This window comes from Thiomonas sp. UBA7699, assembly GCF_002482605.1.
GTDB classification, from domain to species: Bacteria; Pseudomonadota; Gammaproteobacteria; order Burkholderiales; family Burkholderiaceae_C; genus Thiomonas; species Thiomonas arsenitoxydans.
This window is the reverse complement of record NZ_DLGH01000005.1, coordinates 25,575-40,427: the sequence shown is the minus strand read 5'-3', so window position 1 is coordinate 40,427 and position 14,853 is coordinate 25,575. Positions and strand designations below refer to the sequence as shown.

Here is a 14,853-nt window from a genome sequence, read left to right as displayed (position 1 = left end):
TCAGGCGGCAGTGATGGGAATTTGCGGCATTTGCGCGATGCGCGCTTTCCACTGTGCCGGGCCGGTCTGATGCACCGAGATGCCCTGCGCGTCCACCGCCACGGTCACGGGCATGTCCTGCACGGTGAAGGCATAGATCGCCTCCATGCCCAGGTCTTCAAACGCCACGACGCGCGCCGCCTTGATGGCTTTGGCCACCAGATACGCTGCGCCGCCCACGGCCATGAGCGAGGCGCTGCGGTGCTTTTTGATCGCCTCGATCGCCACCGGGCCGCGTTCGCCCTTGCCGATCATGGCGATCAGCCCGGTTTGCGCGAGCATGGTCTCGGTGAATTTGTCCATGCGGGTGGCGGTGGTCGGGCCGGCCGGGCCCATGACTTCGTCGCGCACCGGATCGACCGGGCCGACGTAATAGATCACCCGGTTGGTGAAATCGACGGGCAGTGTTTCGCCACGCGCGAGCATGTCGGCAATGCGCTTGTGCGCGGCATCGCGCCCGGTGAGCAGTTCGCCCGAGAGCAGCAGGGTGTCGCCCGGCTTCCAGCTCGCCACTTCTTCTCGGGTCAGGGTGTCGAGATTGACCCGGCGACTGCGTGCGGCATCGGGCTGCCAGTGCACTTGGGGCCAGAGGTCGAGACTGGGCGGATCGAGAAAGGCCGGGCCGCTGCCATCGAGCACGAAGTGGGCATGGCGGGTGGCGGCGCAGTTGGGGATCATGGCCACCGGCTTGCTGGCCGCGTGGCACGGGTAGGTCTTGATCTTCACGTCCAGCACGGTGGACAGGCCGCCGAGACCCTGAGCGCCGATGCCCAGCGCGTTGACCTTTTCAAACAACTCGATGCGCAGTTCTTCCAGCTTGTTTTGCGGGCCGCGTGCCAGCAGATCGGACATGTCGATATCGTCCATCAACGCTTCCTTGGCCATGAGCATGGCCTTCTCGGCCGTGCCGCCTACCCCGATGCCCAGCATGCCCGGCGGGCACCAACCAGCGCCCATGGTCGGCAGGGTGGCGAGCACCCAATCGACCAGGTTGTCGCTGGGGTTCATCATGATGAACTTGCTCTTGTTCTCGCTGCCGCCGCCTTTGGCAGCGACCTTCACCGACACGGTATTGCCGGGCACGAGGTTGACGTTGATGACGGCCGGAGTGTTGTCGCGCGTGTTCTTGCGGGCGAAAATCGGATCGTCCACGATCGAAGCTCGCAGCACGTTGTCGGGGTCGAGATAACCCTGCCGTACCCCGGCGTTGACCACTGCATCGATGCCGTCGTCGAAGCCTTCCAGGCGCACGTTCAGGCCGATGTCGAGAAAGACATTGACGATGCCCGTGTCCTGACAGATCGGGCGATGCCCTTCGGCGCACATGCGGCTATTGGTCAGGATCTGCGCCATGGCGTCCTTGGCCGAAGGCGACTGCTCGCGCTCATACGCTTTAGCCAGATGGCTGATGTAGTCGGCCGGGTGGTAGTAACTGATGAACTGCAGCGCTGCGGCGATGCTGTCGCGCAAATCGGCGGCGCGGATAACGGTGGTCATGGTGTGAACGGTTTGTTGTGGATGAAACAGGTGGTGCCGGGATTGACAGGCGGCGGGCCTAATGAGCCTCGTCCGCCTTGACATGGCCCAGCAGCATGGTGCGGGTCATCATGCGGTCGGTGTAGGCGATCGCCATGGCCGAAAGCAGGAACACGACATGGATAGTGGTCTGCGCCACCAACGCTTTCACGCTATAGGCGTCGGCGTTGATGAAGGTGCGCAGCAGGTGGATGGAAGAAATGCCGATGATGGCCATCGCCAGCTTGACCTTGAGCACCGAGGCGTTGACATGCGACAGCCATTCCGGCTGATCGGGATGGTCTTCGAGGTACATGCGCGATACGAAAGTTTCGTATCCGCCCACGATGACCATGATGAGCAGATTGGCGATCATCACCACGTCGATCAGGCTGAGCACCACCAGCATGATGGTCGTCTCGGTGAGTTTGGGCGCGGCGCCATGCGCCAGAGCCTGCGCATCCTCCACGGGCAGAGGATTGCGCACGGCGATGGCTTCGAGCAGGTGTGCCAGCGAGGCCTGATTGCCGAATGCCGCGCCGACCAGATCGCTGAGTTCCACCCAGAAGTGAAAGACATACACCCCGAGTGCCAGGATCAGCCCCACATAAAGCGGCAACTGCAACCAGCGGCTCATAAACAGCAGGCGGGGGATGAAGGGGACGTGCGGCAGGTCGGGCGGACGAGGCATGGCGGTTCCGGTGACGGGGATTGAATTGCGATTCTAGAAGGGCACCGTCTCGCTCCAATTCATCCCCACGCCAGCGCTGCGCACTATGCTCGATGTGCAGCGTCAGGGCTGCCGTCAGGGCTACGTAAGGGCGCAAAATTCAGATAGCAATGTTTTTTCCTGCGCCTTTGCGCTGAGATTTCACAAAACGAAGGAGACTGTCATGAGCGACACCGCCACACACCCGCACGAACGCAAGGTTTATTACCCCTCCCAGCAAGCCGTGCAGTCCGCCCGCATTTCCGGCATGGACGCCTATCGCGCCCTCTGCGCCGAGGCCGAGGCCGATTACACCGGCTTCTGGGGGCGCATGGCGCGGGAAAATCTGCAATGGCAGCATCCCTTCACCCACGCACTCGACGACAGCCAGGCCCCGTTCTACAAATGGTTCGATGATGGTCGGCTCAATGTGTCCTTCAACTGCCTGGATGTGCACGTGCAGGCCGGCAAGGGCGACAAGACGGCGATCGTGTTCGAGACCGATGACGGCGCCGTCACCCGCGTGAGTTACGCCGAATTGCTCGACAAGGTGGGCCGCTTTGCCAACGCACTCAAATCGCTCGGGGTGAACAAGGGCGACCGCGTGGTGATCTACATGCCCATGTCGGTTGAGGGCGTGGTGGCCATGCAGGCCTGCGCCCGAATCGGGGCCACGCACTCGGTCGTGTTCGGCGGTTTTTCGGCGCAGTCGCTGCGCGACCGTATCGAAGATGCAGGCGCCGTGCTGGTGATCACCGCCGACGAACAGCGACGCGGCGGCAAATCGCTGCCGCTCAAAGCCATCGTCGACGAGGCGCTGGCGCTCGGCGGCTGCGACACCATCCGACATGTCGTGGTCTATCAGCGAACCGGCGGTAACGTGGCCTTCACCGCCCCCCGCGATCTCTGGATGCACGAACTGTCCGCAGCCCACAGCCCGGATTGCCCGCCTGTTTGGGTCGAGGCCGAACATCCCCTGTTTCTGCTCTACACCTCCGGCTCCACCGGCAAACCCAAGGGCGTGCAGCATTCCAGCGCGGGTTATCTGCTCTGGGCCAAGCTGACCATGCTCTGGACTTTCGACATCCGCCCGGACGACCTGTTCTGGTGTACCGCCGATATCGGCTGGGTGACCGGGCACAGCTACATCGCCTACGGCCCGCTGGCTTGCGGCGCCACCGAAATCATGTTCGAGGGTGTGCCGACCTTTCCAGACGCCGGACGCTTCTGGAAAATGATCGAGCAACACAAGGTCACCATTTTCTACACCGCGCCCACGGCCATCCGCTCACTCATTAAGGCGGCAGAGACCAACCCCGCCGTGCACCCGCGCAACTACAAGCTCGACAGCCTGCGCTTGCTCGGCACCGTCGGCGAACCCATCAACCCCGCGGCCTGGGAGTGGTATTACGAGCACATCGGCGGCGGTCGCTGCCCCATTGTCGACACTTGGTGGCAGACCGAGACCGGCGGCCACATGATTACCCCGTTGCCTGGCGCGACGCCCATGGTGCCCGGTTCCTGCACTCTGCCACTGCCCGGCATTACCGCCGAAGTGGTGGACGAAACCGGCCACGACGTACCTTGGGGCACCGGCGGCATTCTGGTCATCAAAAAGCCCTGGCCAGCCATGATCCGCAACATCTGGGGCGATCCCGAACGCTTCAAGAAAAGCTATTACCCCGAAGAACTGGGCGGCTACTACCTGGCAGGCGATGGCGCCATTCGCGACGCCAATGACGGCTACTTCACCATCACCGGCCGCATCGACGACGTGCTCAACGTCTCCGGCCACCGCATGGGCACGATGGAGATCGAATCCGCCCTGGTTTCGCACCCGCTGGTGGCCGAAGCCGCCGTGGTCGGCCGCCCGGATGACATCACTGGCGAAGCCATCTGCGCGTTCGTCGTGCTCAAACGCCCCCGGCCTGAGGGCGAGGAAGCCCTGAAAATCGCGGCCGAACTGCGCAACCATGTGGGCGTGGAAATCGGCCCCATTGCCAAGCCGAAGGACATTCGCTTCGGCGACAACCTGCCCAAGACGCGCTCCGGCAAGATCATGCGTCGCCTCTTGCGTTCTCTGGCCAAGGGAGAGGCTGTCACCCAGGACACGTCTACGCTCGAAAATCCCGCCATCCTCGACCAACTCGGCAAAACGCATTGACCCTGAAGCCCCCAAGCCGGGAGCCCTCGTCTGCTATAGTCGTGGGTTACCGGAGAGATGGATGAGCGGTTTAAGTCGCACGCCTGGAAAGCGTGTAAGGGTCAATAGCCCTTCGGGGGTTCGAATCCCCCTCTCTCCGCCAGAATTGATCCAAAGTAGTCCCCAAGAGCCCCGCGCAGTTTCTGTGACGGGGCTTTTTCATAGGAGAGCGCGTCCATAATCGTCCCGTTGCATCCGGGGCGATACCACGCCAGCCAGCCCCCAATCGTGGTATCGTTCATGGCATCCAGAGGGCGATACCATGAGTCTCACCGTGAAGGCTGTCGAGGCAGCCAAGCCGCAGGAGCGGCCCTACAAACTCACCGACGGCGGCGGCCTGTACCTCTTTGTGGCGCCCACCGGGCTGAAGAGCTGGCGCGCCAACTATGCGCAGACCGGCAAACAACGCACGCGGACCTATGGCCGCTACCCGACCATGTCTCTGGCGCAGGCCCGCGTTGCGCATGCGCAAGCCAAGAGTGCGCCGACCGACGCAGCGACCGCCCCGCCACCCGCGAAGGTCGCACCGACGTTCAAGGCGATCGCTGAGCAGTGGCTCAAGATCAAACTTCCCTCCCTCTCCAACGGCAAGCATCAGGGGCAGGTCGCCGGGACGCTGGAGCGCTTCGCGTTCCCCGCGATTGGTTCACTGCCGATCGACCAGATCCCGCGCACGAAGCTCGTCGAGGTGGTGCAGGCCGTGCAGAAAGGTGGCCGTGTGGAAACCGCGCACCGAGTGGCCGGGCGCATCGCCGCGGTGTTCGACTACGCTCAGGACGTGGGCTACATCGAGAGCCACGGTGCTGCCGGTCTGGTGCGGGTGCTGCAGCCGCGCAAGGTGAAAAAGCCGATGGCCAGTATCCCGCCAGGCGAGGCCGGTGCGCTGCTCGCGGCGATCGACGGCTATGAGGAACCGGTTACCCGACTGGGGTTGCAGTTGCTGGCTTTGACCTTCGTGCGCGTCGGCGAGATGCGCGGCATGCGGTGGGCTGAGCTGCGCGAGGACGGCGCGGTCTGGGTGGTTCCTGAGGACCGCATGAAGGCGGGATTGCCGCACGTCGTGCCGCTGTCACAGCAGGCGCGCGCGGTGCTCGAACAACTCCGGGTGTTTACCGGTGACCGCGATCTGGTGCTGGATTCGCCCCTGCGCCCGGGTCATCCGCTTTCTGAGAACACCTTCCTGTTCGCGCTTTACCGACTGGGCTATCGCGGCCGGATGACGGCGCATGGATTCCGGGCGCTGGCGTCCACCGTGCTCAATGAGCAGTCTGGCTTCGCGCATGATGTCATCGAACGCCAGCTCGCGCACCGTGAGACTGACGCGGTTCGCGCGGCGTACAACCGAGCGCAGTATCTCGATCAGCGCAGGGATCTGATGCAGTGGTGGGCGGATTGGTTGGATCGACAGTGGGAATCCGATAAGCCAACCTAAAGTGCTTGAGGTCGCCGAGCCGCACGGGCTGCGGCAGCGTGCCGGGCGCAGCTCATTTCAGACCCCTTCCATAACCGGCAAAACCATGAGCAGCCGTTCGATCGCTTGCCATGGCGCAGGCGAGACGGAAAAACTACAAGCCAACATCAAATTGGTAGGCAGTCCAAAGTCCTCCACCAGTCCGCCGTCGAGCTTGTCGCGCACCCGGCCATCCGCATCACGCCAGACTTTGCGCAGCACGGCAGAGCGTTCTTGGGTGTTCCAGTGGTCACCGATCCAGGCGGCCACGGGCTTGCCGATAGCGGTGGCGAAAGCCGCCTCAAAGACAGACCCGCTATCCGGTTCCACACCCCGGAATGGGCTGAGATTCACCAGCATCCCGTCGCAATCGCGCAGCAGATGCAAGTTGTGCTGATAAATCTGCTCGGCCACCGAAAGCGGCCCTTCCGTATGCACTTCGAGGCCGTCAGTCGGAGCCACCGCTTCCAGCCCCGCATCTGCACAAGCCGCCCGCAGGTGCGCATAGCGCGCATCACGATCCTCAAAGAACAAGTCTGGCCCAGCCAGATAGATCCGTGGTTTTGTCATCGCCGCTTCCCTCCAAACATTCTTGCTGCCAGCCACAGGCCAGCGATCACCACAACCGCCAGCCCAGTCGTCTGCATGACCGTCAGATTCCGCGTGGCCTTGAAAATCACGTCGTAGACCAGCCCATGCACCAGAGAGCTGACGGCCATGTGTCCGATGTCCAGGTGCATCACGTTTCCTCCACCGACTCACCGAGGACCATCACAGCGCCCAGGCTCGACACCGCAGAAATGCAGACATCCCGATGCGGCAGGTGCCCCCAGCGCAAAGAGGCCAGCGCAGCACGGGCGGGGTGCAACGCGACCGCGCTCTGTCCGGCGCTGCGCATGCTGTTCTGCGCCTGATCGAGGCAGCGGATCGCCGCCTCAATGTCAGCAGGAGAAGTCCGCAGGCCGATGCGCGCGAACGCGATCACCCGTTGGGGAAGTTCGAGCAAATCGTTGAGCACGGGGCATCCTCCTGTTCAATCACAGACGCTGAGAGCGCGTGGCCATGCGACGGCGTTTGATCTCCCAGCCCAGCCGCTTGTAGACCGCCCACAACAGACGCCCCAGCGACCAGAGGAGGGGAGACAAGACGATCAGTTTGGCCCAGATCGGCGCCATCCAGAACAGGTGGAAGAGGGCGTAGAGAACAATCATCGCGATGATGAACGTCATTCCGGCGGATTGCATCTGAGTGACCTCGATGGTTAGAACGCGCCCGGCTGGGTTTTCGCATTCATCATTCGCTTGTAGTAAGCGCTGGCGGCTACGTCGCACGCCGGGTCATAGGTTTTGGCCTGTTCTTTGACTGTTGGGTTGAGGTAGCCGATGTTTGTTTTGCACCAGACGTTTTCGGTCTCGTTTTCTTTCGGGTACGCCATGAACCAGGCCTCATCGCGGCCGCTAAACGGGCTAGGGCCTGCGGCAGTCGAGGCCGCGGTGATTGGGGAGGACTTCCCACACCCCGCCAAGACCCCCGCGCACAGCAGCACAGCCAACAGCACAGATCGTTTCATCGAAAAACCCCTTCAAGTTGAGATGCAAGTACGAGCCTCGCAAGCCTCCTGAAGCCACGCAAATCGCTCCAGAAAGGCCTCGGCCCAATGGCGACAGTCGCCCCATCCGACCGCCGTCCGTTGCGGGAATGGTTCGACTCCGCGGAGTATCGGCCACGGCAGGTTGGTTTTTATGTCAAAAATCAACAAATCCCGCCGTTCCGTCGCCAGCGCAATACGATCTGCATGTTTCACAAGGTCGTGCCAGTCATTCATCGAATTGCGCAGTCCGAAAGCATCCAGTACGGCAGACTCCGCCTGGTGTTCCAGATCGTTCCAGGATGTGCCCAGCATCGCTTTGATTGGCGTCGGCACGTCGCCAACATAAGCTTCGTGCGCGTCATGCAGCAGCCCGCAGAGCAGGGCTTCTGGCGGTGCTTCCATTGCCTCCAGAATGCGCACGACCAACAGACTGTGCTGCGCGACCGAGTAATGCTCGGCGCTGTGTCCCCCGAAGCGGCAGATCAGCGATAGAGCATGCGCAATGTCCTCAATCCGCACGTCCTGCACCCGCAACGCTCCTGGCGCATAGTCGATGCCCGAACAGGTCAACATATGCGCCATGGCTGCTGCGGCCTCTTTGGGTCGGCTGTCTAGCCAGGCCGAGGCGTCGGCCAAGGCGTCTTCATAGGCGAAGAGGACGGCTTCATCTGCATTTTCTGTGGCGTACTCCGCCAGCGGAAACACCCCGCCGCCAACTTCCCGCTTCTCCTCCAGCAGCCGCAGCCGCCAGCCGCCGCCAAGGTCGGCAGGCCGAGGAACGATTTCATAGTGATAGCGCGTCACAGCCGCACCTCTGCTGTTGGGCTCACAATCACCGTCTGCTGCAGCGCACCCTGTGCGATGCGCTCGGCGCGCGTCAGCAACCCTTGCGCATAGCCGCGCCGGTAGGCTTCACGTCGCCACAAAGCAGCATCCGGCGCGCGCCCGGCGAACCCATCGCGCTCACCGACAAAAACGTAGTCCACAGGGAAGCGGTTGAACATCATGGCGCATCCCCGGCCTGCGCCGCATCCAGATCAGGCCATGCCAGCCCGGCGTCAACCGACGACGCCTGAGCGGTCGCAGGTTTTTCCATCTCCCGCTTGCTCAGCAACAGCAACTCATCGGCAACGACCTCGGTCGTGTACCTTTCCACCCCATCTTTATCGGCCCATTTGCGCGTGCGCAACTGACCCTCGACATAGGCCTGTGTGCCCTTGGAAAGAAAGTCCGCGGCAATCTCGGCAAGCCGTCCGAACAGCACGACCCGCGTCCATTCGGTTTCCTCACGGCGCTCGCCGCCCTTGTCTTTCCAGGTGCGGGACGTAGCAAGTGCGAGGGTGGCAACGGCCACTCCGTCCGCGGTATAGCGCACCTCGGGGTCGCGTCCGAGGTGGCCGATCAGCTGAACCTTGTTGAGAGAGGACATGCTTCACTCCATCGAGGGGATGGCGTGGAATTACATCAAATGATGCATAAAAAAGCAACACCAAATAGTGTACTTTTCTGAGATTAAGGAAAAACCCCTACCCGTGTCGGCTGGTGTGCGTGGCGTAGCGGCGTCAGTGGAGGGGAGAGACGACATGAAAAAACCGCCCGAAGGCGGTTGTCGATGCGGCTGGGAGGATCAGAAAAGTGGGGGGCCTTCAAGCCTTTACCCAACTGGCCCTTGCCCTTAGTTGATCGTCTATGCCGCGAACGCCCAGTCAATGACACGTGCGGTCAGGGTCTGGACAGAGGATTCAATGTCGACGTGAAGACTTGGGGGAGCGCGAAAGAGCACGGTGTCCAGAGTACGGTCGATTTGCCGAGCCTCTTTCTCGTTCTTCATCGGCGGGCGAAGAATGAAGAGTCCCTGAGACTCCTTTTTGCCCAATCGCGCGGCGAATTCCATGTCGAGCACGGCGTCCATCAAATGCGTGCGCAGAGTGTCCGGGCTATAGTCCGCGCTCTTGAGCGTGCCCACGCCGTTCCTGGTGATGAATGGCGCGTACACGGACCTTTTACCGCGTGACGTCTGGAAACTCAGATAGGGGACGCTGGCGAGAATTCTTTCGGCATCCGGCGTTGCCATGCGAATGCTGTCACGCACCAGGCGCAAGGCCCCGTCATCATCGATGCGTTCGCGGCTGGGGGCCTCTTTGACGGCAAGCGCGGCGGTCACTTGTTGAGCGTACGCCGCTTCGAGAAAATCAAGCAGCTCGGCGTTGTAAAACGGAAGAGGGTCTGTGAACTCGATCTGCGCTGATGGAGAGGGATCGCCAGTGAGCGCGCACATCTTTGCCACGTCCGCAAGGGCCACAATGTTGGACGCCGATTCGCCATAAAAGCATTTGAGGCGCCCAGGCTCTTCGATTACCTTGGCGTGACGCGCACCATTCGCGTCCACACCGGCAACACCAACATTGAAGCGCTCTCTGGTGTACACGTCAGGCATGCAGCGGATGATGAACCACTGTCCAGCCTGTTCCATGCGGGAGGCACATGGCAAATCGAGCAATGATTCAAAGGTATTCATATCAGCAGTCCCAGTCGCTGATGAAACCACTCGACCAGATCGAGAGAACGCCACCAAATGGCATCTGCGCTGGCACAGGATCGCCCATTCGCTTTCACTTGGATCGCCTCCCGAAAGTCAGGCTGGATTTGATAAAAGCGCTCAAGGAGGACTTCCGCCGCCGCCATGATGCTAGTTTTTACCCTTTTAGGCAATGTGTGGATCGGATTGAGGTCTTCGATGAGCTTGCTACGCGACCAGCCAAGGGGTTCATAGAGGCGCTCCGTCGGCAAACTGGGGCCGCCGAGAATGGCGTCGTGGTCGAATATCTCAAGGGTGTGAGGCCCGACGAACGCAATGTTTCCAAGGTTTCGGTCGCTATTGGCAAGAAGCTGATCGGCAGCGACGATGGACGCGAACGCGCCGCAGGCGTGCAATCTTCTGGTGAGTTCCGCCACCCCAGCAGCGTGAACTTTATAGATTTGCTTGGCCGTCCCTTCGAATTTTAGGGGGGATTCCAGGCTTGCAAACGCGGGACGAACGGGTCCTGCCCCCATGACTGGGGCATAAATGACGGCTCCCGCCGCGCATGGCACACCCAGGCCGGTCAGAATGGTGCAGGCTAAAGCTTCGTTGAACAGGCCAAACGGCTCATGGTCTGGGAAGTGCTTGATGTAGGCCCTACGCGTTCCGCCTTCGTACCGGATGAGTGCAAGGTGCGTGTCCCGAATACCGCCACCTGGAGGGCGAAGCTCAGCACCCGGCACCGGGCCCAAATAAGCATTTTGCTGCAACAGGGGCGGCACGCGAAGGGTCATTTTTTTAGGAAAGCAGGAACCTCTTGCGGTTGCGGCGCAGACTGATGTGGCGCAGCAAAGTCACGAGTTGAGACGGCACTTCGGGGGATGGGCGCGCCGTCAGACTCCATCAGCTTCTCCAGCGCTTCGCGCATGGCGGCCTCTTCTGGGTGGAGCGCCAGCGCATGGAGTTGCGCGGCGACCGCGGCGCGTTTGTCAGGGGACAGCAGTTTGAGCGCCGACGCCAGCGCAACAAGAAGTGTGGCGATGGTTAGTGGGGGGGCTTCGGCGTTGGATGTGAACTGGCCTGTGCTTGCGGAAAGAACCGTCTGCACAGTCCGATCTTCGTCCAACCAATAACGAGGAAGCCCAAGGCGTTCCTCAATGTCCCGGGCAAGCTTGGCACCTATGTTGTGCCTGCCGGTAATGCGATCACTCCAAAAACTTGGCGTTCGACCCATTGCACGAACGCAATCGACCGGCCCCCACCCGCGTAGATCGGTAATCAGCTTTAAGTTGACATTCGCGATGCCCATACCGTATTAAAGCAGGGCGAGTACATCAAATGATGTTGACAAGCCATTACATCTTTTGATGTAATGGCTCACTATGGAACTTCGGAAATTCTGGTTTGACCTACCTCCGGGAATGCGGGTGGAGCTTGCGCGATCGGTTGGAAGCACCGTCGGCCATCTGACAAACGTTGCGTATCGCTACCGCCCGTGTGCGCCGACCCTCTGCGTCAAGATCGAAGCAGAAACCGAGGCCGCCGTCAAGCGTTGGGATCTCCGTCCCGGCGATTGGCACCTGATCTGGCCTGAACTTGTAGGCACGGAGGGTGCGCCTTCCATCACCCAATCAGCGCCTGGCGCCGTACAACCGCAAGAGGACGGCCATGAATGAACCTCTGAAACTACTCGTGACCGCGGAGGAAGCGGCCCGCATGCTCTCGATAGGCCGATCGACCTTTTGGCGCAACGTCAGCGCGGGTGTCTTTCCGCAGCCCGTGCGCATCGGCGGCCTCACGCGCTGGCGGGTCGCCGATCTGGTACGCATGGTGGACGCCGGTGCGCAAGCCATGGCGGAGCAGGGGAGGGCAGCATGAACGTGCGCCCGCCTGCCTTGATTGTTTCCTCACCACTACACGGGGTTTGCGCCCGCCCGCCGGTTGATCCTGGCCGGCGGGCATTTCATTTTTTCGTGTCCCAATTTTTAGAGCGCATCCATGCACATGTCACCGCCAGCTGAACTATCGGCACTCGACGATGCCGCGCGCAATTTGTCTGAACCGTTGACCCCACCGGATTGCGACCTGCGTAGCAGTAGCATGATTTTCATGCCGCTCGATGTCGGCAGGATGATGGACTCTGACCTGTTCGCGATGGCCACAGGCGATGAGTTCAAGGCTGCCATGGCTCTTTACGCCAAGGCCTGGCTGCAAGTGCCTGCGGCCAGCCTGCCCAACGATGATCGTGTCCTCGCGCACTTGGCCGGCGGCTATACGCTGCGCCGATGGGACAAGATCAAAGACGTTGCCCTGCGAGGATGGATCCTGTGCACCGATGGCCGCTTGTATCACCCGGTGATCGCGGAATTTGCTCACGATGCTTGGGAAAAGAGCAAGCACACCATCAGTGATGCCACCCCGACCCGGCGCGTCAGCAGCAATGCAGAGCGGCAGCGGCGATATCGTGAGCGGCAAAAGATGGCGAAATCGCCTGCTACTACCGCGCCAGCGTCGGCTGTTACGGGGGGCGTTACGCCATTCTCCGTAACGCCAAACGTAACGCCAAACGTAACGGAAGCCGTAACGGAAGCCGTAACGCCCGTAACGCCAGTAGTAACGCCTTCTTTTAAAAGTGAAACGAAAAAAGAAGGGGAAAACGTGACGGAGAGCGTGACGCGTCACGGCGCATCGACCGTGACGGACGTCACGCGTGACGCCGTGACGGCGCCGCAGCGGCAGCTTCCCATCCTTCAAGCCATGCCTGCGGCTCCAGGCGCTCACGCGCCTTCGCCGCCCCCCCTCTCTCAGACAAAGGGCGCGACACCCAGCCCGGCGCCGATGGACGCAAAGGTCAAAGGCAAACACCCGGTGCTGGCCCCCGGTGAAAAACACCTCGCCGAGCAACTCTGGCAGAGCTATGCGCAGGCCTTCCAGTCCCGTTACGACGCCCCACCTCTACGTGACGGCCGAGTGAACTACCAGCTCGCCAGCCTTGCCCGCAGTCTCGGTCAGCAGGCCCCGGCCGTCGCCGTCCACTACCTGCAGAGCAACCACGACTGGTACGTCAAGAAGGGGCACGACCTCGGCACCCTGCTGGCCGACGCCAGCAAGGTGCGAGCCGACTGGATGGCAGCCAGTAAACGCGCCGCCCAGCTTGATGCCGTGCGAGCCCGCAACCACCAGCCGCCGCAGTCAACCCCGCCAAAGGAGTCTCCACCCGCCCCAGAAACCATTCGAGCCCAGCTCGCCGCCCTTCAAGAGAAATTCACCCGTCGCGCCGCAAGCGCCTGACCCTTTTCAACACATCCACCCTGCAAGCGACCGTCATGACCTCCACGACAGCCCTTCCTTTGGACTTCGGCACCCCTGGCGCCGACCCGCAGCAACTGCGCTCCATTCCGCTCGATGCCCTCCGCATCGACAGCGATTTCCCGGTGCGCAAACACGATCCCGAAGCGCTGGATGCTCTGGCGAAGAGTCTGGAAATCGTCGGCCAGCTCCAACCCATCGGCGTTCGCGCTGCAGGAAGGAACTGGACGCTGGTCTATGGCGAACGGCGCGTGCGCGCCGCACGCCTGCTGGGCAGGAGCACGCTGCTGGCCCGCATCTACTCCCCCATCGGCGCAGCGCCTGTGGTACTGCGTGCCACCGAGAACATGCACCGGCAGGAGTACAGCCTGGAAGATGCGGCTGACACGGTGCTGCGCCTGATCGAAGCCGGCATGACAGCGCCAAGCATCGCCAAGGCCCTTGCCCGGCGTGAGGCCTGGGTCAACAGCATGCTGTCCTTCTCCCGCAATCCCCTGGCGCGCGAACTGGCCAGCCTGGGGCGGTTGCAGTCGGTTTCTGCCTGGGAGTCCTTTGCAACGCTCGACCAGGCCGAGCAGCGCGTCGTGCTGGACTCTAGCGACACCATCACCGTGGCGCGTTGCGATGAAGCCCGCCAAGCGTCCCGACAAAAGGAAGCGCGCCGACAACGGCTTCTGGCGCCTGCTGCACCCGAAGCGCCCCCCTCTGCGCCGCCTGCGGAGGGCGATGCGGAACAACTCCGCGCGCAGGCCTGCGTATCAGCCGAACCGGACATCGGCTGGCGAAAAGAAAACCCGGCAACGCCGGACGATTCCATCACCGTCACCCTGCGGCACGGCCAAAAGCAAGCCCTGCAGCGCATCATGGCCGAAGACAACCGCGAGCTGGGTGAGATATTGCAGGAAGCAGTCGATGTCTATCTCACCCATCGGCAGGGAGCGGGCCATGAATGAAGAACAGAGAACGACTTCACAGGTCGCCGAGGCGCTCTTCACGCGTCTTCTCAATGAGAATGCCCAGATGTTTGCGGGCGTCAGCACCCTGAGCATGGACGATGTGCGGCAGAGTCTGTATCTCTTTTGTCTGGAACACGCCGCAGGCCTGGACGCCTTCAATCCCTTGCTGGGCACGTCCAAGAACTACATCATGGGCCGCATGTGGGGCCTGATCGAGCGTTGGCGGCCGATGTCCTCGCTTGATGAGATCGTGGACGGTGACCACGACAAACCTATCTGCCAGAGGCTTCCCGATACCCTGCAGGCGCCGGGGGTGGATGCCGCGCTCATCGCCGACGCGCAGCGTCTGGTCGAAGAGCAGATCAGGGACGATCTCGAACTTTCCAGCCGCAAATCCTTGTACGGCCTGCCGACCACTGTCGCCCTGGTCACCCATTGCAACCGGCCCGTCAGCGAAGTCGCTCGTTTGTATGGCAAGAACAGGGGGCGCTTGCGCCAGGCCGTACGTCAGCAACGCAGCGGCTTGGCGCAGGGCGGAGGTCTCGCGGGATAATGCGGTT

The 14,853-nt window shown here is 61.9% G+C and carries 19 protein-coding genes and 1 tRNA gene; 7 read left to right on the top strand and 13 right to left on the bottom strand.

Going from position 1 to position 14,853, the window contains the following annotated elements; all coding sequences use genetic code 11:
• Positions 1-1,536 carry a fumarate hydratase gene (locus tag B3H47_RS01855; protein WP_286985605.1) on the bottom strand — a complete coding sequence of 512 codons (1,536 nt, stop codon included), beginning with the start codon at positions 1,534-1,536 and terminating at the stop codon, positions 1-3.
• Positions 1,537-1,594: 58 nt separating this feature from the next.
• A complete protein-coding gene (locus tag B3H47_RS01850) occupies positions 1,595-2,245 on the bottom strand; it encodes a YqhA family protein (RefSeq protein WP_276707124.1) in 651 nt (216 codons plus the stop codon).
• A gap of 202 nt (positions 2,246-2,447) precedes the next feature.
• On the opposite strand from B3H47_RS01850, the gene acs reads away from it, so the two are divergent.
• The 3 genes from acs to B3H47_RS01835 all read left to right on the top strand — a co-directional run bounded on the left by acs (position 2,448) and on the right by B3H47_RS01835 (position 5,898).
• Positions 2,448-4,427, top strand: coding sequence for an acetate--CoA ligase (gene acs / locus B3H47_RS01845; protein WP_286985602.1), 1,980 nt, complete (start codon positions 2,448-2,450; stop codon positions 4,425-4,427).
• A gap of 51 nt (positions 4,428-4,478) precedes the next feature.
• A tRNA-Ser gene (locus B3H47_RS01840) sits at positions 4,479-4,569 on the top strand.
• A 159-nt stretch (positions 4,570-4,728) separates the two neighbouring features.
• On the top strand, positions 4,729-5,898 hold the full coding sequence (locus tag B3H47_RS01835; protein ID WP_156054840.1) for a tyrosine-type recombinase/integrase: 1,170 nt from the start codon (positions 4,729-4,731) through the stop codon (positions 5,896-5,898).
• A gap of 57 nt (positions 5,899-5,955) precedes the next feature.
• On the opposite strand, the gene B3H47_RS01830 is transcribed toward B3H47_RS01835, so the two are convergent.
• From B3H47_RS01830 to B3H47_RS01780, 11 genes are all read right to left on the bottom strand, one after another.
• A complete protein-coding gene (locus tag B3H47_RS01830; RefSeq protein ID WP_156054841.1) occupies positions 5,956-6,486 on the bottom strand; it encodes a nucleoside 2-deoxyribosyltransferase in 531 nt (176 codons plus the stop codon).
• On the bottom strand, positions 6,483-6,656 hold the full coding sequence (locus B3H47_RS01825) for a hypothetical protein (protein ID WP_156055613.1): 174 nt from the start codon (positions 6,654-6,656) through the stop codon (positions 6,483-6,485). Before B3H47_RS01825 ends, B3H47_RS01830 begins: the two co-directional genes overlap by 4 nt.
• Positions 6,656-6,934 carry a hypothetical protein gene (locus B3H47_RS01820; RefSeq protein WP_013106297.1) on the bottom strand — a complete coding sequence of 93 codons (279 nt, stop codon included), beginning with the start codon at positions 6,932-6,934 and terminating at the stop codon, positions 6,656-6,658. Before B3H47_RS01820 ends, B3H47_RS01825 begins: the two co-directional genes overlap by 1 nt.
• A gap of 19 nt (positions 6,935-6,953) precedes the next feature.
• Positions 6,954-7,160: a hypothetical protein gene (locus B3H47_RS01815; protein ID WP_157096574.1), complete on the bottom strand. Its 207-nt coding sequence runs from the start codon at positions 7,158-7,160 to the stop codon at positions 6,954-6,956.
• Positions 7,161-7,177: 17 nt separating this feature from the next.
• Entirely contained in the window at positions 7,178-7,486 is a 309-nt protein-coding gene (locus tag B3H47_RS01810) for a hypothetical protein (RefSeq protein WP_286985601.1), read from the bottom strand.
• Between the two features lie 12 nt (positions 7,487-7,498).
• Positions 7,499-8,311: a hypothetical protein gene (locus B3H47_RS01805; RefSeq protein ID WP_286985599.1), complete on the bottom strand. Its 813-nt coding sequence runs from the start codon at positions 8,309-8,311 to the stop codon at positions 7,499-7,501.
• A complete protein-coding gene (locus B3H47_RS01800) occupies positions 8,308-8,514 on the bottom strand; it encodes a hypothetical protein (protein ID WP_156054846.1) in 207 nt (68 codons plus the stop codon). Before B3H47_RS01800 ends, B3H47_RS01805 begins: the two co-directional genes overlap by 4 nt.
• Positions 8,511-8,936 (bottom strand): single-stranded DNA-binding protein, encoded by a 426-nt coding sequence (locus B3H47_RS01795; RefSeq protein WP_286985598.1) that lies wholly within the window; start codon positions 8,934-8,936, stop codon positions 8,511-8,513. Before B3H47_RS01795 ends, B3H47_RS01800 begins: the two co-directional genes overlap by 4 nt.
• 258 nt (positions 8,937-9,194) lie before the next feature.
• Entirely contained in the window at positions 9,195-10,025 is an 831-nt protein-coding gene (locus B3H47_RS01790) for a hypothetical protein (RefSeq protein ID WP_286985597.1), read from the bottom strand.
• Positions 10,022-10,822: a hypothetical protein gene (locus B3H47_RS01785; RefSeq protein ID WP_286985596.1), complete on the bottom strand. Its 801-nt coding sequence runs from the start codon at positions 10,820-10,822 to the stop codon at positions 10,022-10,024. The genes B3H47_RS01790 and B3H47_RS01785 overlap by 4 nt, the downstream gene beginning before the upstream one ends.
• The gene (locus B3H47_RS01780) at positions 10,819-11,337 is read right to left on the bottom strand and encodes a hypothetical protein (RefSeq protein WP_286985595.1); all 519 of its coding nucleotides are present in this window, start codon (positions 11,335-11,337) and stop codon (positions 10,819-10,821) included. Before B3H47_RS01780 ends, B3H47_RS01785 begins: the two co-directional genes overlap by 4 nt.
• Before the next feature lie 359 nt (positions 11,338-11,696).
• Between B3H47_RS01780 and B3H47_RS01770 the strand changes: the two genes are divergently transcribed.
• The 4 genes from B3H47_RS01770 to B3H47_RS01755 all read left to right on the top strand — a co-directional run bounded on the left by B3H47_RS01770 (position 11,697) and on the right by B3H47_RS01755 (position 14,846).
• On the top strand, positions 11,697-11,906 hold the full coding sequence (locus tag B3H47_RS01770; RefSeq protein WP_156055403.1) for a helix-turn-helix transcriptional regulator: 210 nt from the start codon (positions 11,697-11,699) through the stop codon (positions 11,904-11,906).
• 120 nt (positions 11,907-12,026) lie between these two features.
• Positions 12,027-13,319, top strand: a complete 1,293-nt coding sequence (locus B3H47_RS01765; protein ID WP_286985594.1) for a DUF1376 domain-containing protein — start codon at positions 12,027-12,029, stop codon at positions 13,317-13,319.
• 35 nt (positions 13,320-13,354) lie between these two features.
• A complete protein-coding gene (locus tag B3H47_RS01760) occupies positions 13,355-14,290 on the top strand; it encodes a ParB/RepB/Spo0J family partition protein (RefSeq protein WP_286985593.1) in 936 nt (311 codons plus the stop codon).
• Complete coding sequence (locus tag B3H47_RS01755; protein ID WP_156054853.1) at positions 14,283-14,846, top strand: hypothetical protein; 564 nt, start codon at positions 14,283-14,285, stop codon at positions 14,844-14,846. Before B3H47_RS01760 ends, B3H47_RS01755 begins: the two co-directional genes overlap by 8 nt.
• Positions 14,847-14,853: the final 7 nt, after the last annotated feature.